General features: G+C 66.6%; 18 protein-coding genes and 1 tRNA gene. 9 read left to right on the forward strand and 10 right to left on the reverse strand.

Annotated features, from left to right (window positions below; all coding sequences use genetic code 11):
* Positions 1–80 precede the first annotated feature (80 nt).
* On the forward strand, positions 81–1001 hold the full coding sequence (locus ACHMWQ_RS09735; RefSeq protein WP_396307314.1) for a LysR family transcriptional regulator: 921 nt from the start codon (positions 81–83) through the stop codon (positions 999–1001).
* A 197-nt stretch (positions 1002–1198) separates the two neighbouring features.
* Here ACHMWQ_RS09735 and ACHMWQ_RS09740 read toward each other — a convergent pair.
* From ACHMWQ_RS09740 to ACHMWQ_RS09750, 3 genes are all read right to left on the reverse strand, one after another.
* Positions 1199–1275 (reverse strand) — tRNA-His (locus ACHMWQ_RS09740).
* Between the two features lie 168 nt (positions 1276–1443).
* Positions 1444–1944, reverse strand: a complete 501-nt coding sequence (locus tag ACHMWQ_RS09745) for a phasin family protein (RefSeq protein WP_396307315.1) — start codon at positions 1942–1944, stop codon at positions 1444–1446.
* Positions 1945–2202: 258 nt separating this feature from the next.
* Positions 2203–2583, reverse strand: a complete 381-nt coding sequence (locus ACHMWQ_RS09750) for a phasin (protein ID WP_354552681.1) — start codon at positions 2581–2583, stop codon at positions 2203–2205.
* Between the two features lie 328 nt (positions 2584–2911).
* Here ACHMWQ_RS09750 and ACHMWQ_RS09755 point away from each other — a divergent pair, with 328 nt between their 5' ends.
* Positions 2912–6157, forward strand: a complete 3246-nt coding sequence (locus ACHMWQ_RS09755) for an ATP-binding protein (RefSeq protein WP_396307316.1) — start codon at positions 2912–2914, stop codon at positions 6155–6157.
* Between the two features lie 451 nt (positions 6158–6608).
* On the opposite strand, the gene ACHMWQ_RS09760 is transcribed toward ACHMWQ_RS09755, so the two are convergent.
* Both ACHMWQ_RS09760 and ACHMWQ_RS09765 read right to left on the reverse strand, forming a co-directional pair.
* Entirely contained in the window at positions 6609–7028 is a 420-nt protein-coding gene (locus tag ACHMWQ_RS09760) for a bleomycin resistance protein (protein WP_396307317.1), read from the reverse strand.
* Between the two features lie 18 nt (positions 7029–7046).
* Complete coding sequence (locus tag ACHMWQ_RS09765; RefSeq protein WP_396309422.1) at positions 7047–7919, reverse strand: LysR substrate-binding domain-containing protein; 873 nt, start codon at positions 7917–7919, stop codon at positions 7047–7049.
* A gap of 296 nt (positions 7920–8215) precedes the next feature.
* Between ACHMWQ_RS09765 and ACHMWQ_RS09770 the strand changes: the two genes are divergently transcribed.
* Complete coding sequence (locus ACHMWQ_RS09770) at positions 8216–8566, forward strand: DUF1127 domain-containing protein (RefSeq protein WP_354552686.1); 351 nt, start codon at positions 8216–8218, stop codon at positions 8564–8566.
* Between the two features lie 130 nt (positions 8567–8696).
* Here the strand turns inward: ACHMWQ_RS09770 and ACHMWQ_RS09775 are convergent, their stop codons facing one another.
* From ACHMWQ_RS09775 to ACHMWQ_RS09785, 3 genes are all read right to left on the reverse strand, one after another.
* Positions 8697–9395: a DUF937 domain-containing protein gene (locus ACHMWQ_RS09775; protein WP_396307318.1), complete on the reverse strand. Its 699-nt coding sequence runs from the start codon at positions 9393–9395 to the stop codon at positions 8697–8699.
* A gap of 79 nt (positions 9396–9474) precedes the next feature.
* The gene (locus tag ACHMWQ_RS09780) at positions 9475–10299 is read right to left on the reverse strand and encodes a universal stress protein (protein WP_396307319.1); all 825 of its coding nucleotides are present in this window, start codon (positions 10297–10299) and stop codon (positions 9475–9477) included.
* 91 nt (positions 10300–10390) lie between these two features.
* Positions 10391–11761 (reverse strand): glutamate--cysteine ligase, encoded by a 1371-nt coding sequence (locus ACHMWQ_RS09785; RefSeq protein WP_396307320.1) that lies wholly within the window; start codon positions 11759–11761, stop codon positions 10391–10393.
* Between the two features lie 159 nt (positions 11762–11920).
* Here ACHMWQ_RS09785 and ACHMWQ_RS09790 point away from each other — a divergent pair, with 159 nt between their 5' ends.
* Positions 11921–12667 (forward strand): SDR family oxidoreductase, encoded by a 747-nt coding sequence (locus ACHMWQ_RS09790; protein WP_354552692.1) that lies wholly within the window; start codon positions 11921–11923, stop codon positions 12665–12667.
* A gap of 44 nt (positions 12668–12711) precedes the next feature.
* Here ACHMWQ_RS09790 and ACHMWQ_RS09795 read toward each other — a convergent pair whose 3' ends face one another.
* Positions 12712–13665: a DMT family transporter gene (locus ACHMWQ_RS09795; protein ID WP_396307321.1), complete on the reverse strand. Its 954-nt coding sequence runs from the start codon at positions 13663–13665 to the stop codon at positions 12712–12714.
* A 277-nt stretch (positions 13666–13942) separates the two neighbouring features.
* Between ACHMWQ_RS09795 and ACHMWQ_RS09800 the strand changes: the two genes are divergently transcribed.
* The 3 genes from ACHMWQ_RS09800 (at position 13943) to ACHMWQ_RS09810 (ending at position 19204) form a co-directional block, all read left to right on the forward strand.
* On the forward strand, positions 13943–15265 hold the full coding sequence (locus ACHMWQ_RS09800) for an efflux RND transporter periplasmic adaptor subunit (RefSeq protein WP_396307322.1): 1323 nt from the start codon (positions 13943–13945) through the stop codon (positions 15263–15265).
* Complete coding sequence (locus tag ACHMWQ_RS09805) at positions 15262–18411, forward strand: efflux RND transporter permease subunit (RefSeq protein WP_396307323.1); 3150 nt, start codon at positions 15262–15264, stop codon at positions 18409–18411. The genes ACHMWQ_RS09800 and ACHMWQ_RS09805 overlap by 4 nt, the downstream gene beginning before the upstream one ends.
* Positions 18412–18502: 91 nt before the next feature.
* On the forward strand, positions 18503–19204 hold the full coding sequence (locus ACHMWQ_RS09810) for a type 1 glutamine amidotransferase (protein WP_396307324.1): 702 nt from the start codon (positions 18503–18505) through the stop codon (positions 19202–19204).
* Positions 19205–19389: 185 nt separating this feature from the next.
* Here ACHMWQ_RS09810 and ACHMWQ_RS09815 read toward each other — a convergent pair whose 3' ends face one another.
* On the reverse strand, positions 19390–20187 hold the full coding sequence (locus tag ACHMWQ_RS09815; protein ID WP_396307325.1) for a FadR/GntR family transcriptional regulator: 798 nt from the start codon (positions 20185–20187) through the stop codon (positions 19390–19392).
* A gap of 112 nt (positions 20188–20299) precedes the next feature.
* Here ACHMWQ_RS09815 and ACHMWQ_RS09820 point away from each other — a divergent pair, with 112 nt between their 5' ends.
* Both ACHMWQ_RS09820 and ACHMWQ_RS09825 read left to right on the forward strand, forming a co-directional pair.
* Positions 20300–21436 (forward strand): alpha-hydroxy acid oxidase, encoded by a 1137-nt coding sequence (locus ACHMWQ_RS09820; RefSeq protein ID WP_354552836.1) that lies wholly within the window; start codon positions 20300–20302, stop codon positions 21434–21436.
* A 56-nt stretch (positions 21437–21492) separates the two neighbouring features.
* Positions 21493–22773, forward strand: a complete 1281-nt coding sequence (locus tag ACHMWQ_RS09825; RefSeq protein ID WP_396307326.1) for a DUF3422 family protein — start codon at positions 21493–21495, stop codon at positions 22771–22773.
* The last annotated feature ends 2 nt before the right edge of the window (positions 22774–22775 follow it).

Below are 22775 nucleotides of genomic sequence, written 5' to 3' on the forward strand. Positions count from 1 at the left end.
CTTGAATAAGGGCGCCAAATCCGACTACTCTATTCGAGATTTCGAACAATGACCCGCAATCCGGAGGCGCAGGTTCTGATATGGATCAGCTATTGGCCATGCGCGCCTTCATCCGTGTCGTCGATACCGGCAATTTCACCAAGGCTTCCGAAGCCCTCGGCCTGTCGAAAGCGTCGATGACCAACCTCGTCCAGAATCTCGAGGCGCACCTGCAGACGAAGCTGCTCAATCGGACGACGCGGCGGGTGATGGTCACGACGGACGGTGCGCTCTATTACGAGCGGGCCCTGCGGATCATTTCCGAAGTGGACGAACTCGACGGCAGTCTGTCCCAGTCCTACTCGACCCCGACGGGACGCCTGCGGGTGGAGATGGCCAGCATCTTCGCGGACTGGATCGTCATTCCTGCGCTTGATGATTTCCACCGGGCGTTTCCGGACATCCATATCGATCTGGGGGTCGGCGACCGGAATGTCGACTATCTCGCCGAAAATGTCGATGTCGCCTTGCGGGGCGGCCAGCCTGCCGATCAGTCCCTGATCGCGCGCCGCGTGGGCCAGGTCGACCTGACATTTGGCGCCTCTGCCGGCTACGTGGAGAGGCGCGGGATGCCGAAGCATCCCTCGCAGTTTGAAACGGACCATCAATGCGTCGGCTACTTCATGCCGCCCGGCAATCGGAGCATGTCGTTCCAGTTCGAAAGGGGTGGCGAGCGCGTCGAGATCAACCCGCGCTACGCCTTGTCCGTCAACGACGCACGCAGTTACACGGCAGCGGTTCTTGCCGGCCTCGGCGCGGGCCAGCTTCCTCGCTGCATGGTGGCGGACGAGATTGCCAGCGGGCGGCTCCTTGCGGTGCTGCCGGACTGGCATATCGAACCGATCCCGCTCTATGTCGTCTATCCGCCAAACCGGCATCTGAGCAACAAGGTCAGGGTCTTCGTCGAGTGGCTTGTCAGGCTGATGGCGGAAAAAGGCGTGAACCCGCAACATTCACGATAGCCTCGCTAAGGCGGTGGGGTGATATGGAGGGCGGCAGGGATCGTCGGCGGGACGCGTCTGGAGCGTTTGTGAGACCGCGCCTGCGCCGACCATAAGATCCCAGCGAGCGCTCATCTCCATAACATGACGCGACATGGCCGGCCCGTTTCACGGGGCCTGCGCCATAGTCAAGTCATTGAATTTTCAGGAGAATGCTTTGGTACAGTTGGGCGGGCTCGAACCGCCGACCTTCGGAGCCACAATCCGACGCTCTAACCAACTGAGCTACAACTGCCTGCCAAAAGCGAGCGGAACCTAGAATCAAAGTTCGCCGGTTACAAGCACGGAATCCGACTTATCCGCAGAAGCTTTGAGCCGACAGAGAAACGGCCCGAAAATCGATCGGGCCGTTCGTCATATTTGGCGGAATTCCGCGATCGGCAAGGGGCCGATCCAGCTGTCATCAGCTGGGCTGGAAGCCCTTCAGCGCCTTTTCGACGCCCTGCTTGACCGGGCGCGACGCGTCGGTCGCGAACTTCTGCGCGAATTCCTGCATGTCGCGGGTCTGCGCCGTCAGCGTCTCGAACTGCTGGCGGGCAAAGGCGGCCTGGAGCTCGACCGCTTCGGCGAACGACTTGACGCCCATGAAGGCACGGGCGAACGCATAGGTGGCGTCCGAATGCGTCTTGGCGTTGTCGAGCGACTTGTTGCCGAGGGCGACGAAGCCGCTGCGGGTGGTCTCGTAGCTGTCCTCGAACACTTCGCTCGCCTCTTCGGCGGCCGTCTTCAGCTTGGCATAGGCATCCTTAGAGCCGGCGACAGCCTTGTCGGCCATCTCGCGGAAGGCTGCGGGAACCTCGACATTGGGAACCGCGAAGCTGAACGCTTCAAACGGGGCGTCGAAACCCTTGCTCGACTTGGAAGCGGATTTGGCGCTCTTGGGGGCGGTGGCGGTATCGGACATGGACTGAAAGTCTCCTTCGGGCTCAATCGCCGTCGCGGAGCTTGGTCCCGGATCCAAGGATTGCGGATCCATTGCAACTCCGATCGACTTGACGCGACCTTACGTCAATTCATTGTGCAATGCAATATTTTGTTGCATTGCACAATTCCGAAGTGATTTCAGGATCTTAGCAGGGGCGACACGCCCAAGCCGCCGAAAGGCACGGCAACGGGGACGGGAAATCTGGCGCGTTCCTCGCCATCCTGCCCATTTCCTGGTCTATTTCTTGGTCTGCTGCTGCACCTCGCTGGCGGCCTTGCCGATGGTGTCAGCCATATCCTTGCCCTGGCTCTGCGCCGCCTCGACCTGCTTCTTCAGGAAGTCCTGCTGGATCTGGCTCAATTCCTCGACGCTGCGTGCGCGCACCAGCTTCTGCGCGAAGTCGAAGGACGCGGCCACATTGGCCTCCAGGAAAGCGAGCGCCTGGCGGTTGACGTCGCGCGCGCCGGACTGCAGGGTCTTGGCCGATGTTTCCGATTTCTCGACCGCCTTCACCGTGGCGCCCATGAAATCGTCGAAAGCCTTCTTGGCCTGGTCGACGCTCTTGTCGGCAAGGGCCCGCATCTGCTCCGGAATTTCGAATGCCGTCTTGTCAGCCATCGCCATCTCCCATGTTGAGGACAAGACAACAATAGTCCCTGTTGGGGGCGACGCAAGGCGAGCTTGCGGGCAATGCTTGCGGCATGGATCGCCTTTGATGGAAAGCGCAAGCAACACATTAACCAAAGGATGGAAGAGATAAGGGGTTGCGGCGGGCGCGGCGTGGACCGGGGAGGGCAGGCCCTATATTAGCTTGTCTTCAAGGACTGACGCTCTTGAGGAGAAGATTGTTCATCGGCGGGACGATGAGCAGGCGGCCCGTTCGATCACGGGGCTGCGCCAGGCGTGAGAGTGAGTACGCCGGAATGGCGGGAAAAGTGGCAGCTACATGAGTGCACGCAATCTTGCCTATCTCGACCTGTCGGCCTTGCCGACCGTCGGACCGGCCTTGCTGTCTGCCCGCCCGACCTTCGTCTGGGCGCCGGATGGAAGACGGGTGCTCTGGGCGAATGCCGCCGGCGCCGATTTCTTCGGCGTCGCCGAACTCGACCGGCTGCTGGACCGCCGCTTCTCCGAGACCTTCCCCTCCACCCTCCAGATCGCCCGCTTTGCCCGCGCCCTGCCGAAGGGCGCGACCCGCATGGAGCGCATCAGTTTCGCGACCGGCGGCCGGCTGCAGAGCCTGGCGGCCCGTTGCACGCGTATCGCGCTGGCCGACGACAGCAGCGCCGTACTGATCGCCCTTGATGCGCCGCGCGGGCCGGCGTCGTCGCTGAGCGAGCGCGCCGAACGCCTGGCCGATGCGCTGGCGGCCGAGGATTGCCTGGTCGCCATTCTGGATGCCTCGGGCGAGGTCGTTGCCGCCTCCGGCGGTCTCGACGCCCTAACGGCGGCGGAGAGCGCCATCGAGGCGCTGGTCGCCGGCATCGATCGCGGCGAGGCGCGCCTGCTGAAGCGTGTGCTACGTATTGACGACGTCAGCCGTCCGGCCGGTGTCGCCCGCTTCGAGCAGGACGATCGTCGTTTCCATCTCCTGGTCGTCGGCCCGGCGGAACGGGTTCGCCTGGAGCCGGCTGCTGTGCCATCAGCGCCGTCGCCGGAGCAAGAGGCTGCAAGCGAAGGCGTCGAGCCCGTTCGGGCGGAGCCTCCCGCTCTCGAGCCGGTCGCAGTCGCCACGGCACCGGCCGAGCCTGTCGACGCGCCGGAAGAACCGCCTGCGGCGGCTGAGCCGGAGCCGGAAAAGGCTGCCGCTCCGCTCCCGGTCGAAGAGCCGAAAGCGGAAACCGAACCGTCCGTGGACGTCGAAAGCGCCGCGCCGCCGCTCGAGCGCGCGCCGAAGTCGATGGCGGATATCGTCGAGGCGGTTAGCGAAGCGCCCGCCGTCGAGGCCCCCGTTCCGGCCGCGACCGACATGGCGCCGGAAAAGGCTGCGCCTTCCGATGCGCCGCCTGCAACGCCGGATGTGCCGGAAGCTGCGCCTGTCGAGCCCGAGCCGGCTGCCGCGGCCGAGGCCGTCGGGGCCTCGCTGGTCGAGGAACAGCCCGGCTTCCGGTTCGAGGCGCCGTCCACCCCCGTCCGCTTCGTCTTCCAGATGGATTCGGAAAGCCGCTTCAGCTTCGTCTCGCCGGAGTTCGCCGCGGTCGTCGGGCCGCGTTCGGCCGCCATCGTCGGCGTCGCCTGGCCAGTTGTCGCGGCTGAGCGCGGGCTGGACCCGCAAGGCACCATTGCCGCCCTGATCGCCCGGCGCGATACCTGGAGCGGCGCGACCCTGAACTGGCCCGTCGATGGCCTGGACCTGCGTGTTTCGGTCGACCTCGCCGCGCTGCCCGCCTTTTCGCGCGATCGGGCCTTTGAGGGCTATCGCGGCTTTGGCGTCATCCGCCCGGTCGAGCTGCGCCGCGAGCCGCCCGTCGCGGCGCCGAGGCCGGTCGTGGTTCTGCCGACGCGGCCGCCCGCCGCCGAGCCGTCCAATGTCGTGCGCCTGCCGCGCGCCGCAACCCTGCCGGCCGATGCCGAGCGGCTGAGCATGCCCGAGCAGGATGCCTTCCGCCGGATTGCCGTGGCGCTCGGCGCCAAGGTCGAGGACGCCGCCAAGCCGGTGGCGGAAACCCCGCCCGCCGAGGAAGCCAAGGGGCAGGGCGCCCCTTTGCCCGAGGTCGAGGCGACCGTCGTGCCGGAGCCGAGGGAAGACGCGCCGGTTGCGCCCGTGGACGTCACCCAGACGGATACCCAATCGAACCAGACGTCGGCTTCGGCCCATGCCTCCGCGCCGGCTGTCCCGCAGGACGTCGCCGCCGAGACGCCGGAAATCGAGTCGACGGAAACGGCTGTCGAACCCGACAGCGCAGCCGTGCTTGCCGCCGAGCTACCGACGGCCGAAATTGCGCCTGCGCCCGAGCCCGAACCTGTCGTGGAAGTCTTCCAGGCGCCGGAGCCGGCGCTTGCAGGGCGTGTGGAAACCCCCGTCGCCCGGGCGCCGTCGCCGGATCGCCAGCTGGTCGAGGATCTCGCCGCCGCCGGACAGAAGATCGCCGAGCTGGAAGCAATTCTCGATACCGCCACGGATGGCGTCGCCGTCGTTGATGCCGATGGCTGCATAGTGCGCATCAACCGCAGCGCCGAGGCGCTGTTCGGGGTCGATTCCGCCCATGTCGCGGGCCTGCCCTTCACGCATCTGCTGGCCGAGGAAAGCCGGAAATCGGCGCTCGATTATCTCGAAGGCCTGGCGCAGAACGGCGTCGCCAGCGTGCTCAATGATGGCCGCGAGGTCATCGGCCGCGTGCCGCAGGGCGGGCTCATTCCGCTGTTCATGACCATGGGCCGGCTCGGCGAGACCGGAAAATTCTGCGCCGTGCTGCGCGACATCACGCAGTGGAAGAACGCCGAGGAAGAACTGATCAACGCCCGTCGCGCGGCCGAGACGGCCTCGATGCAGAAGTCGGACTTCCTCGCCAAGGTCAGCCACGAGATCCGCACGCCGCTCAACGCCATCATCGGCTTTTCGGAAGTCATGATGGAGGAGCGCTTCGGCCCGATCGGCACCGAGCGCTACAAGGAATATCTGCGCGACATCAACGTCTCTGGCGCGCATCTGATGAGCCTGCTCAACGACCTGCTCGACCTCTCCAAGATCGAGGCCGGCAAGCTCGACCTGAATTTCGAGGCCGTGGCCTTGAACGAGATCGTCATGGAATGTGTCGCGATGATGCAGCCGCAGGCCAATCGCGAGCGCATCATCATTCGCACCAGCCTGTCGAGCCAGGTGCCGAGCATCGTCGCCGATCCGCGCTCGATCCGGCAGATCGTGCTCAACCTGGTTTCGAACGCCGTCAAGTTCACGCTGGCCGGCGGCCAGGTGATCGTGTCGACGGCGTTGGAGGAGCGGGGCGAGGTGACGCTGCGCATTCGCGATACCGGCATCGGCATGTCGGAGAAGGATGTCGAGACCGCATTGATGCCGTTCCGCCAGATCGCGACTTCGGCCAAGCATCGCAGCGACGGCACGGGCCTTGGCCTGCCGCTGACCAAGGCGCTGGTCGAGGCCAACCGCGCGGCCTTCCAGATCGACAGCGCGGTCGGCCAGGGCACGCTGATCCGCGTGACCTTCCCGGCGACGCGGGTTCTCGCGGGGTAGGGAAGACCCTCATCCTGTGCCTCTGTCGCAGGTGGGTGAGGGGGCGCGCACTTCGGACAATCTCCGACGACCGGGCTTGGCGAAAGCCTGAAAGCCCTCGCCCGTTTGCGGGAGAGGGTGGGGTGAGGGGCTTGCTTGCGTGATCCAGCCTTGGATCTGGCAGGCGCGCTCCTCTTTACCCATCCCTGTGGGATAGCTCGGAGCGAGCTTTGGGAAGCGCTTCCAGAACGGAGGTCAGCGTCGTGCAGGTCTCGACGTCCAACATCCTGAGGAGGCTTGCGACGCAAGCCGTCTCGAAGGACGCACAGCCTGAGGGCAGACTTGTTGGGCCGCTGCCCCTGTGCGTGCTTCGAGACGGCCCTCCGGGCCTCCTCAGCATGTTGAGAGGGGAGCGCTATGCGAAGATCGCTTCAGTAGCAGGCGAATCCCAGCCAGCCCCCGCCAAGGACCCTCAGCCCGCCGCCGGCCTCGTGCCGAGGCTTGTAAAGAACCGCAGCAGATAGCCATCCGGGTCGGCGGCGACGAACTGGTGGTGGCCGAGTTCCTCGTCTTCGCGCCGATACCAGCGTTCCTCGAAGGGCAGGGTGATCGGCGCCGCGTCGCGCATCCGCGCCCAGAGCGAGTCGACATCCTCGACCTCGATCTGGAAATTGACGCCGCGCCCGAAGGGACGCTCCAGCGCCGCCCGGTGAAAGCGGCGGCCGGGGCCTTCCGCTTCCTCCAGCATCAGATGCACGCCGTCGCGATCGAGGAAAACGAAGCCTTCCTCCGGGCGGCCATAGAGGATGCGAAAGCCGGCCAGCCCGATATAGAAGCGAAGCGAGTCGTCGAGGTTCGAAACCTCCAGTTCGGGCACCAGCTTGGGCGGCATCGGTCTTGTCCGGGGCCGCTATTCGGCGGCGATCTGCATGGAAAGGTTGTCGAGCGAAGACACGATATGTTCGGCCAGCGCGTCGACGATGGGCGTGGTCGGCTTGTTCCAGGCGCGGATCAGCCCGATCTCGCAAGGTGCGAGCTTGGGGAAGCCATCGGCCTCGCCGAGCACGCGCATGCCCGGCCGCAGCGCCGATTCCGGCTGCACCGATATGGCGAGCCCGGCCAGCACGGCGGCGGCGAGCGCGGTCGAGTTGTTGCTGGAATAGAGGATGCGATAGCGCCGCCCGGTCTGGGCGAGCGCCTCGATCGCCGTCTTGCGCCAGCAGCAGGTGTCGCGGCCCAGCGCCAGCGGCAGCACGTCGTCCTGTTCGAGCTGGTGGTGGTTCGAGACGACCCAGAGCAGCGGCTCCTGCCGGACCACCTCGGTCATCGGCGTGCCCTTGATGTTGGTGATGATGCCGAGATCGAGCTCGCCGGCGCGCAGGCATTCGATCAGCTGCACGGTCGGCTCGCACACCACCGTCACCTCGACGCGCGGATTGGAGCGCGAGAAGCGGGCCAGGATCTCCGGCAGGAAGCGGTCGGCATAATCGTCCGGCGTGCCCAGGCGGACGCGGCCCGAGAGTTCGTCGTCGTCGAAGGCGGCCATCGTCTCGTCCGACAGGCGCACCATCCGTCGGGCATAGCCGAGCAGGCGCTCGCCGTCTTCCGTCAGCTTGGCGCTGCGGCCGTCGCGGCCGAAGATCGGCTTGCCGATCCGCTCCTCCAGACGACGCATCTGCATCGATACGGCCGACTGGGTCTTGTGAACCGTCTCCGCGGCGCGCGTGAAGCTGCCGGAATCCGAGATCGCGACGAAGGTCCGCAACTGGTCGAGATCAAGCATCGATGCCACGGCACTACCCTCGCTGACTGCAGATGCCGTTTCGCTCTGCCGGTCTCGCCGATCCTTCGCCCGCGAACGAAGCATCGCCGTTTCCGCTGGAGCGGGACGTCGGCGCGGGGCAAACAGGCTTCCAGGCCCCGACGACAAGCATCATCAATTCCGATGGCTGATATTAGAAACATTCGTTGGAATGATCAATCGGGACGGGGCATCTTCAAAGCGTACCCGAGACGCGTGCCGGACAACCCCTTCGAAGCATTCGAAGGACTTCGCCACGCCTGCCGTTGGAGGCTGACATGACCACATTCGAAACGTTCACTCCGCATGCTCGCCCGTCGCGTGGCCGCACGATCGTCCTGATCGTCGCCCAGGTCGCGACGGCACTTGTGACGCGCGTTCGCATCTGGAAAAATCGTCGCTCCGTCGCGCGCCTTCTCGATTGGGACGCCCGCATGCTGAGCGATATCGGACTGACGCATGGCGATGTGTATTCCGCCCTGTCGACGCGTGCCGATGAGGACGCATCGGTCCAGCTCTCCATGCGCTCGCTGGAGCGTCGCTATGCCACCCAGGCGCAGGCGAAAGACCGCCTCGTCCATGCCCGGGAATTGCGCGGCTCGTCCGCCCGCTATCAGCGCAAGGCCTGAGAATCGCGACGCACGCGTCGCCCAGGCCCTGCGATACCGCCGCAGCCGGAACCCCTAGATCCCCTGGCGGTTCCGCACTTGGCCCGCCGCTTTCGTGGCGGGCCCTTTTCTTTTCCGCGCAACCGTCGCGTCAGTCCTTGCGGGGCGTTGTCGCTGGCGCGAAGCGGTCGAAGATCATCTCCATCGACTTGCGATAATTGTCCTGCATGCTCTTGCCGGCATCGAACAGGCGGTCGATCACTTCCTCGTTGCTCATCGGGCCGGGCTCCGGCTCGGGCTCCTTCTCCTTGCCGAGGAAGCTCTCCATCAGCGTGACGAAGGGGAGGTCGGGCCGCTTCTGCGCCGCGGGCTTCGGCTTGGCGCCGCCGCCCGTCATGTCGCGCATCATGGCGAGGAACGGGTTGTCGTAGCTCTCGGTCTGCCGCTGCAACCCGCCCATCATCATGTTGGCCATGACCGGCATCATCCGCCGGATCACGTCATGCGCGATGCCGGTGGATGCCTCGACCTGCAGCGCCACAGCCTTGGCGACCTCCGGCGAGCCGAACATGCGCTCGACGATGCCGTTGCCATCGGCCTGGGCGCGCGGCGTCATCGCCGCCAGCGGATTGTCGAAATAGGACTGGAACTGGCCGGCCCCGACCTGCTGCCAGAAGGCGGCGACGCCGAACGGATCGGCGGAGGTGCGCCGCATGCCGAGCCAGAACGCCGGCATCATCGCCTCGAAGGCCTTGGATTGCTGGTCCTGGGAGAGGCCGAACTCCTTGGCCATGGTCGCGGCAAAGGCGCCCTGCTGCGCCTCCAGCATCAGATCGTAGAAGGTTTTCATCATCTTGCTCCCGCCGCCCCAAGGGCATGTTCGGCGCGGCGGTCGGCCCGCGTCAACTCGTTCGTGTCGATCGCCGCGATCAGTGCGTCATCAAGACCGGCAGGCTCAGCCCGGTCAGCATGCCGCGCGTCGCGCCGCCGAGGATCCATTCCAGCAGCCGGCTATGGCCATAGGCGCCCATGATGATGATGCCGGCATCGGCGTCGATCGCCGCCTGGCGAATGGCCTTGGCGACGTCCTTGCCGGGATTGGGCACCTTGCGGATGCTGCTTTCCACGCCGTGGCGCAGCAGGTGGCCGCAGAGCCGCTCGCCGGTCGGCAGCTTCTTGCCGTCGTCGACCAGCACCACTTCGACATGCTTGGCCATTTTCAGGAACGGCATGGAGGCGCGCACGGCGCGCGCGGCGGTGATCGTCCCGTCCCAGGCGATCATGATGCGGCTCGGGTCGATCGTCGTCTTGCCCTTGCGCGGCACGATCAGCAGCGGCGCTCCGGCATTGAACAGCACGGCCTCGATCAGCGCTTCGCGCACCGGCTCGGGATGGTCCGGGTCGTCCTCGCCGATAATGACGAGATCGGCCAGGCGCACTTCGTGAACGATGCCGTCCAGGCCGCCGCCGGCCATGACGTCGACCAGATGCGCCTCGCCCTCGATGCCGGTTTCGGCGGCGATCTTGTGGAAGGCGTCGATCGCCGTCTCCGCTTCCTTCATCGCCTGGTTCCGCGCGCTGATCATGAAGTCGGCCGGCACGGGCGCCACGGCATAGCCGGGCACGATCGGGTCATAGGCGAGCGAAAGGCCGGTCAGATGGGCGCCGAGACGCTTGGCGAGATCGGCCGCGGCGCGCGCGGCCGGCCGGTCGCCGGCCAGATCGACGACGACGCTGATGTCCTTGATATCCATGATGCGCTCCCTTGGCTCTCTCGATCCTGGCGAAGCTAGAGTCTACTCCGACCACGCGCTTTGAGAAGGATCAATCGGCAAATATGCGCAACTAGTAGGCGTGGCGGCGGAAGACTTCGCTGATGTCGCCGTTCCACTCCGTCCGGCATTCGTGGAGCAGCCGCTCGGCCAGGGTCTGGCCGCTGGCGACGATCTCCTCGAGCGGCTGCAGATAGACCGTCTCGTCGTGGCCGTCGCTGTTGAGATAGCCGCGCGCCGTCAGTCCGCGCCGGGCGATCTGCACCATTTCGCGGGCGATATCGCGGACCGTGTGATTGCGGAACGGCGTCGAAAGCGCGGTGCGGGGCACGCCGTCGCGCAGGGCCTGCCGCTCCTCCACCGTCCAGTCCTTGACCAGTTCCCACGCCGCGTCGAGCGAGGGCTGGTCGTAGAGCAGGCCGACCCAGAGCGCCGGCAGCGCGGTGAGCGGGCGCCACGGACCGGCATCGGCCCCGCGCATCTCGATGTACTTCTTGAGCCGCACGTCGGGGAACAGCGTGGTGAGATGGTTGTTCCAGTCCGACAGCGTCGCGATCTCGCCCGGCAGGCCCGGCAGCTCGCCCTTCAGCAGGTCGCGGAACGACTGGCCGGCGACGTCGTGATAGGTGTCGCCGCGCTTGACGAAATACATCGGCACGTCGAGCGCCCAGTCGACATAGCGCTCGAAGCCGAAGCCGTCCTCGAAGGCGAAGGGGATCAGGCCGGAGCGCTGATTGTCGGTGTCGCGCCAGATTTCGGCGCGGTTCGAAAGCAGGCCGTTGGCGGCGTTGTCGATGAAGGGCGAATTGGCGAACAGCGCCGTCGCGATCGGCTGCAGCGCCAGCGAGACGCGCATCTTCTTGACCATGTCGGCTTCGTCGGAGAAGTCGAGATTCACCTGCACCGTCGAGGTGCGGAACATCATGTCGAGGCCGCGCGTGCCGACCTTCGGCATGTAGCGGGCCATGATCTCGTAGCGCGATTTCGGCATCACCGGCGTCTCGGCCAGCGACCAGATCGGCGAGGTGCCGAGGCCGATGAAACCGATGCCGAGCGGCTCGGCGCACTGGCGCACCTGCGCCAGGTGCGCGTGCAGTTCGCGGCAGGTCTGGTGGATCGTCTCCAGCGGCGCGCCGGAAAGCTCGAACTGGCCGCCGGGCTCCAGCGAGATGGCGCCGCCGCCGATGGGGTCGACCAGGCCGATGATCAGGCCGCGATCCACGATCGGCTGCCAGCCGAGAAGACCTTCCATCAGGCGGAGGATGCGCTCGATGCCGCGCGGACCCTCATAGGGGACGGGCGTCAGGTCATCGGTGTAGAAGCCGAATTTCTCGTGCTCGGTGCCAATCCGCCACTGCGCTTTGGGCTTGGAGCCGCTGGCAATTACGTCGACGAGTTCGTCGCGCGATTCGACGATCGTGGAATCGGTAGCGTCGCGGGCCATGAGTACTCCGAAGCAGTGAGGCGCGGCACAGTAGCGGCGCGCCAGGGGAACGGCAATGGAGGGGCCATTGCCTCGCAAAACCGAGACGGGCGGTGGACCGATCGCCTGAATCGGTGCACCGATAGCACCGAGGACATGCTTTCAGGGAGGAAAATCAGAATGACCGATTCGGCGAGACCCGTTGCCATCATCACCGGAGGGACGCGCGGCATCGGCGCGGCGATCGCGCGGGCGCTTGCTTCGCGGGGCGTCGACCTCGTCCTTTCCGGCCGCCATCGCGACGAGCCGGTGGAGAAGCTGATGCGCGAACTCGGCGCCGTCACCGGCGTGCTGTTCCACGCAGCCGATGCCGCCGATCCGGCTTCGGCGCCGGCGATCGTCGATGCCGCGCTCGCCCGCTTTGGCCGGGTCGACTATCTCGTTCCCTCGGCCGGCGGCGCCGTGCCGGGCACGGCGTTGACGGTAACGCCGGAAGCCTGGGAGAACGCGTTTCGCGTGCACGTCCATGCGCCGTTCCACCTGTTCCGCGCGGCGCACGCGTCGCTCGCCAAGCAGGGCGGGGCGATGCTCCTAATCTCGTCGGTGGCGGGCCTGCGCGGTTGTCCGGCGACCATTGCCTACCAGACCGTCAAGGGCGCGCTGCCGCAGATGGGCCGGGCGCTTGCCCGCGACCATGGCCATGAAGGCATCCGCATCAACACGATCTGCCCCGGCATCATCGAAACCCGCTTCCACGAGGCGATGACGCCGGAAGCGCGCGCCAACAACCTCGCCAACCGCATCCCGCTGCAGCGCCTCGGCACCCCCGAGCAGGTGGCGACCGCCGCCGTCGAGTTGCTGACCAACGAGTTCATCACCGGCGAGACGCTGGTGGTCGATGGCGGCATGAGCATGCGGATGGTCTGATTGCGAAACCCGGAAGGCTTGGGCCTTCCGGGTTTCCTCGTTCCTCAGCGCCGGCCGAGCACGATGACGTTGCCGACCATGACGAGGGCGAGGCCGGCAATGGCGAAGACCGTCCAGTGATAGCCTTCCGCGAAGGTCGAGATCAGCAGGGCGAAGACGGGGAACAGCACCGTCGAATAGCCGGCGCGGCCCGAGCCGATCCGGCCGAGCAGCGTCAGATAGGCGAAGAAGGCGACCACCGAGGACAGCAGCGCCAGCCACAGCAGCGAGGCGATGTACTGGAAGGACGGGTCGAAGATGAACGGCTTGCCGAGCATCGCGGCGGTGATCGCCAGGATCGCCGCGCCATAGGCCATGCCCCAGGCGCTGGCCGAGACGACCGGAATGCCGCGTTTCTGCGCCGAGGCTGAAATCATGTTGCCGATGCAGAAGAACAGCGTGCCGCCGACGCAGAGCAGCAGGCCGATGGCCGCGTCGTGGTCGATCTCGGTGCCGGCGATTTCCGGCCAGAACATCAGCGCCACGCCGCCGAAGCCGAAGGCGGCGCCGAGCAGCACGCGCCGGTCGACCGACTGGCGCAGGAAGATCGCGCCAAGCAGCATGTTGAAGACCGAGGCGAGCGAGAAGATGACGGCGAGCAGGCCCGAGGCCAGCTTGGCGCCGCCGATATAGAACTGCAGGAAATTCATCGAGAAGATGAAGAAGCCGAGCCCGATGAAGCGCAGATGGTCGGCAAGCGGGAAGGCGAGGCGATGGCGGCGGACGATCGCCCAGCCGAACATCACCAGCGAGGCGAGCAGGAACCGCCAGGTTAGCGCCACCTGCGGCGCGACGACCCCGAGCTGCAGCTTGAGCGCGATCCAGCTCGTGCTCCAGGCAAACACGGTGACCGCATAGAGCGAATAATCGAGCCGCGTCATCGCCGCCTCGGAAGGCTTGGCGCGCGGGTGGGCGGCCGGGGCGATTTCGGTCGCGTGGGTATCGGTTGGGGGAGACATGCGGCGATCCGGATGGCTGGGGGACTGCACCGAGAGCAGGAACCCCGCACCCCGTCCAGCAAATCTTTGTGAGCGGTGACGTCACCCAGATTGATGAGTGCGATGCTGCAATGCGGGAAAGTCGCGGAATTCAGCGCCGAATGGCGAAGGCGTCGCGCTTGGCCCGCGGGCGAAAACCGGCGCCGCCGCGGCCGCTCGGCAAAGCTTACCGCGATTTAATGAGAAACGTTCAGGCGACCGCGCCATAGCAATAGCGGGGGACGCAGGAAAGCTCGTCATGCGCAGATCCGTTGTTGCCGTGCTGGTTGTTGCCGCAGTGGTTGTCGTCGGGGTTGCTTATCGGGAGGGGCTTCTTCCCGCCTCGATCGACCGGTTCGCGGCCAGCGACGGTCCGCCGGCGGATACGGGCGGTGGCGGCAAGGGCGGGCGGCGCCACGCCACGCCGTCCGTGACGGTCACCCAGGCGGAGACCGGCGACCTGCCGGTCCGGCGCTCTACCATCGGCTGGATCAATTCGGTCGCCTCGACCCCCGTGACGACGCAGCAGCAGGGTGTCGTCACCCGCATCGCACTCGCGAACGGCGCCGACGTGAAGGCCGGCGATCTCCTGGTCCAGCTCGACGATCGCGCCGCGCAGGCAACGCTGGCGCGCGACCGGGCGGCGCTCACCCGCGACCAGGCCACCGTCGTGGCCACCACGGCCGACCTGAAGCGCGCGCAGGACCTCGTCGCCCGCAAGGTCGATTCCAGCCAGCAGCTCGACCAGGCCGTCGCGGCCGCCGCCAGCGCCGCCGCCGTCGTCACGCTGGATCAGGCGAATATCGACGCCGATCAGGTGGTGGTCGACGACATGCGCATCACCGCGCCGCATGATGGCCGGCTCGGCGCCTTTCTGATCACGGTCGGCAGCCTCGTCCAGCCGGGAAACCCGGTGGTGATGCTGACCGACATGACCCATCTCGAGGCTGATTTCACCGTCTCAGACGCCGATGTCGGCTTGCTGCGGCAGTCCCTGGCGGCAGGCTCCGTACCGGTGCGCGTCTCGCCCTCGAACCAGCCGACGGCGGTGGCTATCGGCCCGAAGGCCGCCGCCGCGACGCAGCCCCACCCCGCGACCCCGGCCGGCAGCTCGGCCGAGGCGACGGTCGATTTCATCGACAGCACCATCAATACCGGCTCCGGCACGATGGCGGTCCGCGCCGCCGTTCCGAATGACAACCGGCTGTTTTGGCCCGGCCAGGCGGTCAAGGTCGATGTCGATCTCGGCATGCACACCAACGTCGTGCTGGTTCCCACCGTCGCGGTTCAGCCGGGGCAGCAGGGTTCCAACGTCTTCGTCGTCAAGCCGGACCAGACCATCGACGTCCGTCCGGTCGAGCTCACCGGCATCGTCGGGGATCGCGCCGGCATCGTCTCGGGCCTCCAGGCCGGCGAGGCGGTCGTGACCGAGGGCCAGCTCTCGCTTGCCAGCGGCATGAAAGTGAACGTGCGGGATGCCAAGCCGGCCGCCGCGCCGCCGCCAAAGCCAGCGCCGAAGACCGGACCGCAGACGAGCTCGAGCGCGCCGCAAGCGGTCAGCGGATCGGAGGCCAAGCTGTGAAGATCTCGGAGCTCTGCATCCGCCGCCCGGTCGCGACCATCCTGTTCTTTCTCGGCGTCGCCATGGGCGGCGTCTTCGCCTACCAGCAATTGCCGGTGGCGGCGCTGCCGGAAGTCAGCTTCCCCACCATCAGCGTCAGCGCGCAATTGCCAGGCGCCTCGCCGCAGACCATGGCGACCGCCGTCGCCACGCCGCTGATCAAGCAGTTCGAGACCATCTCGGGCATCGACACGATCAGCGCTACCAGCTCGCTCGGCAATTCGCAGATCGTGCTGCAATTCGCGCTCAACCAGAACATCGACACCGCCGCCGGCGACGTGCAGGCGGCGATCGACCGCTCGCTGCGGCAATTGCCGCCCAACATGCAGAACCCGCCCAGCTACCGGAAGGTCAATCCGGCCGATGCGCCGGTGCTGCTGCTGGCGGTGCAGGGCGATACCCTGCCAATGTCGACGCTCGACGATTTCGCCGAGAACGTGATCTCGCCCAGCCTGTCGACGCTTCCCGGCATCGCGCAGGTCGGCGTCTATGGCGGCCAGACCTATGCCGTCCGCGTCCAGGCCGATCCCGACAAGCTCGCCACGCGCAATATCGGCCTCGACCAGATCGCGTCGGCGCTCGCCGCCGCCAACGACCAGACGCCGGTCGGCACGATGCAGAACCGGAGCCAGTCGCTCGTCATCGACGCGCCGACGCAGATGACCAATGCCGCGGCCTTCAAGCAGCTGATCATCGCCAATCCGAATGGCAGCCCGGTAAGGCTTTCGGATGTCGCCAATGTCGTTGACGGCGTGCAGAACGCGCAGACGGCCGGCTGGTATGACGGCACGCGCTCGATCGTGCTGGCGATCCAGCGCCAGCCGAGCGCCAACACCGTCGCCGTGGTCGATGCCGTCAACGCGCAGCTGCCCAAGCTAATGGCGTCGATGCCGGCCTCGATGACGATCAAGGTGCTGAACGACCGTTCGACCTCGATCCGCGCTGCTATCGCCGACGTGCAGACCACGCTGGCGATCACCATCGGCCTGGTGATCCTCGTGATCTACCTGTTTCTGGGCAAGGTTTACGCCACCTTCATCCCGGCGCTCTCGGTGCCGCTGTCGCTGGTGGCGGCCTTTGGCGGCATGTATTTCTTCGGCTTCAGCGTCGACAACATCTCGCTGCTCGGCCTGACGCTCGCCGTCGGCCTCGTCGTCGACGACGCGATCGTCATGCTCGAAAACATCATGCGCCATGTCGAGGAGGGCATGCCGCCCTTCGAGGCGGCGCTGGTCGGCAGCCGCGAGGTCGGCGCGACCATCGTCTCCATGACGCTGTCGCTGGTGGCCGTATTCCTGCCGGTGCTGCTGATGGGTGGCGTCATCGGCCGGCTGTTCAACGAGTTCGGCGTCGTCGTGACGCTGGCGATCGGCGCCTCCATGGTGGTGTCGTTGACGCTCACGCCGATGCTGGCGGCGCGCCTGCCCAAATCCGCCACCAGCCACGTCCGGCGCGGACCGGCCGCCTGGTTCGAGCGCGGCTTCCTCTGGGTCGAGGGACGCTATGACCGCGGCGTCGGCTGGTGCCTGGCGCATCGCTTCATCGTCCTCGGCGTCTTCCTGGCCTCCGTCGTGGCGTCCGGCTGGCTGTTCATGACGCTGCCGAAGGGCTTTTTCCCGCAGGAGGATATTGGCCAGCTCTCGGTCTCGACCCAGGCGCGGCAGGATATCTCCTTCCAGGCCATGGTGGGGCTGCAGCGGCAGGTCGAGGCGACGCTGAAGGCCTCGCCCTATGTCGAGCATGTCGCCTCCTTCGTCGGCGGTGGACCGGGATCGGTGACGCTGAACTCCGCCTCGCTGTCGGTGCAGCTGAAGCCGAAGGATGCGCGCCCGCCGGTCAATGTCGTCATGAACGATCTGCGGGCGCAGCTTTCGCGCATTCCCGGCATCCAGTCCTACATCCAGCCGGTGCAGAACCTGCGCATCGGCGGCGTCAGCTCGCAGAGCACCTACCAGCTGATGCTGCAGGCGATCGACCAGCAGGCGCTGAACGATTGGGCGACGCGGATGACCACGGCGATGCGCGGCGACCCGCATTTCGTCGACGTCGCCAATAATTTGCAGAACAACGCGCTGCAGGCCCGCATCGTCGTCGACCGCGACAAGGCGGATTCGCTCGGGATTTCCGCCGCCACCCTGCGCCAGACGCTGGAAGACGGCTTCGGCACCTCGACGGCGGCGACGATCCAGGCGACCGGCTCGAGCTACGACGTCATCCTCGAATACGATCCGGATCTAGCCTGGTCGGACAGCCTGCTTTCCGACATCCGCGTCCGCTCGTCGTCCGGCACGCTGGTGCCGCTGTCGAGCTTTGCCAGCGTCCAGCGCGCGGTCGGCCCCGTCACGGTCAACCAGCTCGGCCAGCTGCCGGCGGCGACCATCTCGTTCAACCTGCCGGACGGCGTCGCGCTCAGCCAGGCGACGGACCAGATCGAGGTGCTGAAGCGGCAGATCGGCGTGCCGGCCAATGTCTATACCTCCTATGCCGGCACGGCGCAGGTGTTCCAGCAATCGCTGGCGACGCAGGGCATCCTGATCTTCGCGGCGGTGCTGACGATCTATGTCGTGCTCGGCATGCTCTATGAGAGCTTCATCCACCCCCTCACCATCCTGTCCGGCCTGCCGGCGGCGGCCTTTGGCGCGCTCGTGGCGCTGAAGTTCATGGGGCTCGATCTCTCGGTCATCGCGCTGATCGGCATCCTGATGCTGATCGGCATCGTCAAGAAGAACGCGATCATGATGGTCGACGTCGCCATTGTCGGGCAGCGCGAGGAGGGCCTCGCGCCCGAAATGGCGATCCACCGGGCGGCGGTGCGCCGGTTCCGGCCGATCATGATGACGACCTTCGCAGCCCTGCTCGGCGCGGTACCGATCGCGCTCGGGACCGGCGCCAGCGCCGAACTGCGCCAGCCGCTCGGCATCGCGGTCGTCGGCGGCCTGCTGGTCTCGCAGCTTCTGACGCTGTTCATCACGCCGGTGATCTTCGTCGAGATGGAGCGCTTGAGCCGGTTCCTCGCCGGATTGCGCCATGGCCCTTCGGCGGAGCCGGCGACGCCGGCCGGATCGCCCGCGGCGCCGGCGCTGCTGCCGCAGCCGGCCGGAGAATAGCTTCGGCGCATTCGCGACAAGCGCGGGCTGGCGGAATCGTTCGGTTCGGCATCTATTGATGGATGCCGAATCCAAGCGAGCCGTCAGCCCCATGCGCATTCTCGTCGTCGAAAACTATCAAGCCACCTCGCTCGGCCTGATGCGGCCGGCGCTTGCCTCGGCCGGGGCGGTGATCGATATCCGCCGCGCCCATGAGGGCGACGCCTTGCCGGAAACCCCGGAGGGCTATGACGCGATCATCGTGCTCGGCGGTGGCCAGAGCGCGGTCGACGACGAGGCGCATCCCTATCTGCCGCGCCTCGCCCGTCTGATGCGCGCCTTTGGCGATGCCGACAAATCCGTGCTCGGCATCTGCCTGGGGTCGCAGATCCTGGCGCGCGGCTATGGCGCCAGCAACATCTTGGGCCGGCCGACCGAATTCGGCTGGCAGGAGGTGACGCCGACCGAGGCGGGCCGCGACGATCCTGTCGTCGGTGTGCTGGAGGGCCCGTCGCCCCTGTTCCACTGGCATTCCGACACGTTCAGCCTGCCGGAGGGCGCCGTCCACCTGGCGACCAGCGCGCTGACGCCCAACCAGGCCTTTCGCATCGGCCGCGCCGTCTATGGCATCCAGTTCCACTTCGAGGCCGATACGGCGCTGGTGCGCGACTGGAGCGACACGTTCGGCGATGTCGCGGCGGAGATCGATCCCGACTGGCCGGAGCGCCATGCGCGCGAGGAAGGCCCGCTCGGCAGCCGCGCCGACGCCGCGGGAAGGGCCATCGCACGGGCCTGGATCGCAACGATCCGGTAGGCGGGCTGGTCAAACGTTCGGAGCTTCGCTCCGACCTCTCCCTCCGGGAGAGGTAAGGGGCAGCGCGGCACGAGTGGGGAAATCGGGCTCGCTTGTCGAATTATGGGCCAGACACTCAGGATGATGGTTGAGCACTAGCAGTCTTGAAGGCTACGGGAACAATGCCGCCCGCCGCGCGAATCCGCTCAGTCCCGGCGCACGGGCCGCTTCGCCGTCGCGCGTTCCTCGAATTGCATCAGTCGCAGCGAGGCGATTTCTTCGCGGGCGCCGGCCTCGGCGGCGTCCTTCATCGACGCCGCGACATAGGAGATGTGATCGATCGCCGCCTTGCGCGCGGCTTCCGGATCACCGGCCAAAATCGCATCCCGGATCGCCTTGTGTTGGGCCAGGAGCTGGTCGCGCGAGCCGGCCTGGCCATAGAGCCGGCTGCGATTGTAGAACACGCCGTCGGCCAGCAGCCGGTAGCAGGCGCGGAGCACGTGGATGATGACGATGTTGTGCGTCGCCTCGCCGATCGCCTGGTGGAATTCGACGTCCAGCGCCGCCTCGCGGCGGAAGTCGGCCTTGCCGTGTTCGGCTTCCATTGTCTCGATGATGCGGCCGAGGATGATGCGGTCGGCCTCGGTGGCGCGTGTCGCCGCCATCGCCGCCGCCGTTGCCTCAATCTCGCGGCGGAATTCCAGATAGTCCCCGCCGGCCTTGGGCGATTGCGCGATCAAGTCGACGATCGGCGCGGCGAAGACCGAACCTTCGATCGCGGCCACATAGGTGCCGCCGCCCGGGCGGCTTTCGACCAGCCCGCGTCCCTCCAGCGCCTTCAGCGCATCACGCAGGATCGGCCGCGAAACGCCGAGCGTCGCCGACAGGTCGCGCTCGCCCGGCAGCTTGTCGCCGGGATGCAGCACGCCCTCCAGCACCAGCATCTCGATCTGTCGCGCCACCTCGTCGGCGGTCGCGCGGGAAGGAATCGGTTGAAAGACCATGCGGAAGAGCCTATCAGCGGAAATCAGGAAGTGGTCAAGAAATTGATCCAGTTGGCGGGCGCGGCTCGCCTTTCAAGAATTCATATGAAATTGGAGCGGCGCCATGGGCGGCTTGAAGGACGCAACGAGCATTGCAGACCTGAGATTGTTGGCGAAGCGCCGCGTGCCGCGCGCCTTCTTCGACTATGCCGATCGCGGCTCCTATAATGAGGAAACGATCGACGCCAACTCGGCCGACTTCAAGGCCCTCAAGCTGCGCCAGCGCGTCATGGTTGACGTGTCCAACCGCTCGACCGAAGTCACGCTGCTTGGCGAAAAGTTCGCCTATCCCTTCGCCTTCGCCCCGACCGGCCTGACCGGTATGCAGCATGCCGATGGCGAAATCCTCGCCGCCAAGGCCTGCGAGAAGGCCAACATCCCGTTTGCGCTGTCGACCATGTCGATCTGCTCGATCGAAGACGTGGCGGCGGCGACTTCGCGGCCGTTCTGGTTCCAGCTCTACGTCATGAAGAACCGCAACTTCGCCAAGCAGCTGGTCGAGCGCGCCATCGCCGCCAAGTGCTCGGCCCTCATCCTGACGCTCGACCTCCAGGTGCAGGGCCAGCGCCACCGCGACATCAAGAACGGCATGACCGTGCCGCCGCAGATCAAGCTGCACAACGTTCTCGACATGGCGACCAAGCTGCCATGGGCGTTCAAGGTGCTGGGCAGCAAGCACAAGACCTTCGGCAATCTGAACGGCGTCGAGGGCATGAGCGGCGTCAAGTCGCTGGGCCAGTGGATCTCCGGCCAGTTCGACCCGGCGCTGAACTGGGATGACGTGGCCTGGATCCGCTCGATCTGGCCCGGCAAGCTGATCCTCAAGGGCGTGCTTGATGTCGGCGACGCGCAGAAGGCGGTCAATACCGGCGCCGATGCGATCGTCGTCTCCAACCATGGCGGCCGCCAGCTCGACGGCGCGCCGTCCGCGATCTCGCGCCTGCCGCGCATCGTCGACGCCGTCGGCAACCAGACCGAAATCCTGTTCGACAGCGGCATCCGCTCGGGCCAGGACGTGCTGCGCGCGCTGGCGCTCGGCGCCAAGGGCTGCATGCTGGGCAAGGCCTTCCTGTTCGGCCTTGGCGCCGGCGGCGAAGAGGGCGTCTCCAAGGTGATCCAGATCGTCGGCAAGGAGCTCGACGTCTCGATGGCCCTGACAGGTCGTCGCACCCTGGCCGAGATCGACGATACCGTCATCGACCGGGGTTGAGCCCTTTCCGTCCCGGCCCTACTGCTTAGTCAGTTGGGCGCGGGATCGAGGGCGGGATGCGCGAAGGACCAAGGCGTTTCGAGGATCATCCGCTTCGAAGCGCGGTGTTGAACGAGATCCATGCGCGGCCCTTCCACATGATGGAAGCGCCGCGCATTGTTTTGAACTATGCCTTCATGACCGATGCCGGCCACGCGGACGCGGCCCGCGACCGTCTCGCGGCGCTGTGTATCCGCAACGGCCTGCCGCAACCGGCAGCACATGCGCGCCATCACGTTGTCGATCTCTGCGGCGGCACGCTGCGCTGGGAGAGCCACGCCGAATTCACCACCTATAGCTGGGATGCGCGCGGCGGCGCCGGCGCGCTGCCGGCCGAGACGCCGTTCGGCGAGGCCTTTGAGGCACCGGGTCCGTTGATGGTGGCCGCGCGGCTCGACCTCGTCGCCGACCAGCGCCCGATCGCCGAACTGCTCTCCGGCTTCGATCCGGGCTCGCTCGCGGTCTCGGAAGTGGCCGGGGGCAGGGGGCTGATCGCATCCGATTTTCGCGAGGATGGCGACGGCTATACGCGCCTGCTGGTGGTCGATCGTGGGCTCGAGCCGCAGGAGGCGGGACCGATCGTCCAGCGCCTGCTCGAGCTTGAGACTTATCGCACGCTGGCCATGCTGGGCCTGCCGGAAGCGCAGCGCCTGCATCCGGAGCTTCGCCGCATCGAGATGGAGCTTGTCGCCAATACCGGTCGCTTCCGCGCCAGCGAAGGCTTCGAGGCCAACCGCGCGCTGCTCGACGACCTGACCGCCCAGGCCGGCGATCTGGAAGCCGGCGCCGCCGAAAGCGCCTTCCGCTTCGGCGCCAGCCGCGCCTATTCCGAGATCGTGCGCCTGCGCCTCAACGCCATGGATGAGCAGCCGATCGCCGGCTATTCGAGCTTCACGGCCTTTCTCGCCCGCCGCATGGCGCCGGCGATGCGCACCTGCCAGACGGTCGAGGGGCGCCAGCAGGACCTGTCGCGAAAGCTCGCCCGCGCCGCTGCCCTGCTGCGCGCCCGCGTCGATGTCGAGCTGTCGCAGCAGAACCGCGCTTTGCTCGACAGCATGAACCGCCGCGCCCGGCTGCAACTGCGCCTGCAGCAGACGGTCGAAGGGCTCTCGGTCGCGGCGATCAGTTATTACATCGTCGGGCTGATCGGCTATCTGGCGAAGGGATCGTCCGTCGTCGGCTTCGAGCTGGACCCGGCGCATGTCACCGCCTTCGCGGTGATCCCGGTGGCGCTGTTCGTCTGGTTCCTGGTCCGCCGCATCCGCTCGAAGCATAATGACGGGCATGGCGCCGACTAGAG

The organism is Kaistia sp. UC242_56, assembly GCF_044452255.1.
In the GTDB taxonomy this organism is placed as follows: domain Bacteria; phylum Pseudomonadota; class Alphaproteobacteria; order Rhizobiales; family Kaistiaceae; genus Kaistia; species Kaistia defluvii_A.

Coding starts and splice junctions, on each gene's coding strand:
- ACHMWQ_RS09765 (WP_396309422.1), bottom strand. CDS start 7,919: ATGCTTGATCTCGACCAGTTGCGGACCTTCGTCGCGATCTCGGATTCC.
- ACHMWQ_RS09760 (WP_396307317.1), bottom strand. CDS start 7,028: ATGCCGCCCAAGCTGGTGCCCGAACTGGAGGTTTCGAACCTCGACGAC.
- ACHMWQ_RS09815 (WP_396307325.1), bottom strand. CDS start 20,187: ATGGTCTTTCAACCGATTCCTTCCCGCGCGACCGCCGACGAGGTGGCG.
- ACHMWQ_RS09800 (WP_396307322.1), top strand. CDS start 13,943: ATGCGCAGATCCGTTGTTGCCGTGCTGGTTGTTGCCGCAGTGGTTGTC.
- ACHMWQ_RS09755 (WP_396307316.1), top strand. CDS start 2,912: ATGAGTGCACGCAATCTTGCCTATCTCGACCTGTCGGCCTTGCCGACC.
- ACHMWQ_RS09750 (WP_354552681.1), bottom strand. CDS start 2,583: ATGGCTGACAAGACGGCATTCGAAATTCCGGAGCAGATGCGGGCCCTT.
- ACHMWQ_RS09825 (WP_396307326.1), top strand. CDS start 21,493: ATGCGCGAAGGACCAAGGCGTTTCGAGGATCATCCGCTTCGAAGCGCG.
- ACHMWQ_RS09795 (WP_396307321.1), bottom strand. CDS start 13,665: ATGTCTCCCCCAACCGATACCCACGCGACCGAAATCGCCCCGGCCGCC.
- ACHMWQ_RS09780 (WP_396307319.1), bottom strand. CDS start 10,299: ATGGATATCAAGGACATCAGCGTCGTCGTCGATCTGGCCGGCGACCGG.
- ACHMWQ_RS09745 (WP_396307315.1), bottom strand. CDS start 1,944: ATGTCCGATACCGCCACCGCCCCCAAGAGCGCCAAATCCGCTTCCAAG.
- ACHMWQ_RS09785 (WP_396307320.1), bottom strand. CDS start 11,761: ATGGCCCGCGACGCTACCGATTCCACGATCGTCGAATCGCGCGACGAA.
- ACHMWQ_RS09735 (WP_396307314.1), top strand. CDS start 81: ATGGATCAGCTATTGGCCATGCGCGCCTTCATCCGTGTCGTCGATACC.
- ACHMWQ_RS09770 (WP_354552686.1), top strand. CDS start 8,216: ATGACCACATTCGAAACGTTCACTCCGCATGCTCGCCCGTCGCGTGGC.
- ACHMWQ_RS09790 (WP_354552692.1), top strand. CDS start 11,921: ATGACCGATTCGGCGAGACCCGTTGCCATCATCACCGGAGGGACGCGC.
- ACHMWQ_RS09775 (WP_396307318.1), bottom strand. CDS start 9,395: ATGAAAACCTTCTACGATCTGATGCTGGAGGCGCAGCAGGGCGCCTTT.
- ACHMWQ_RS09810 (WP_396307324.1), top strand. CDS start 18,503: ATGCGCATTCTCGTCGTCGAAAACTATCAAGCCACCTCGCTCGGCCTG.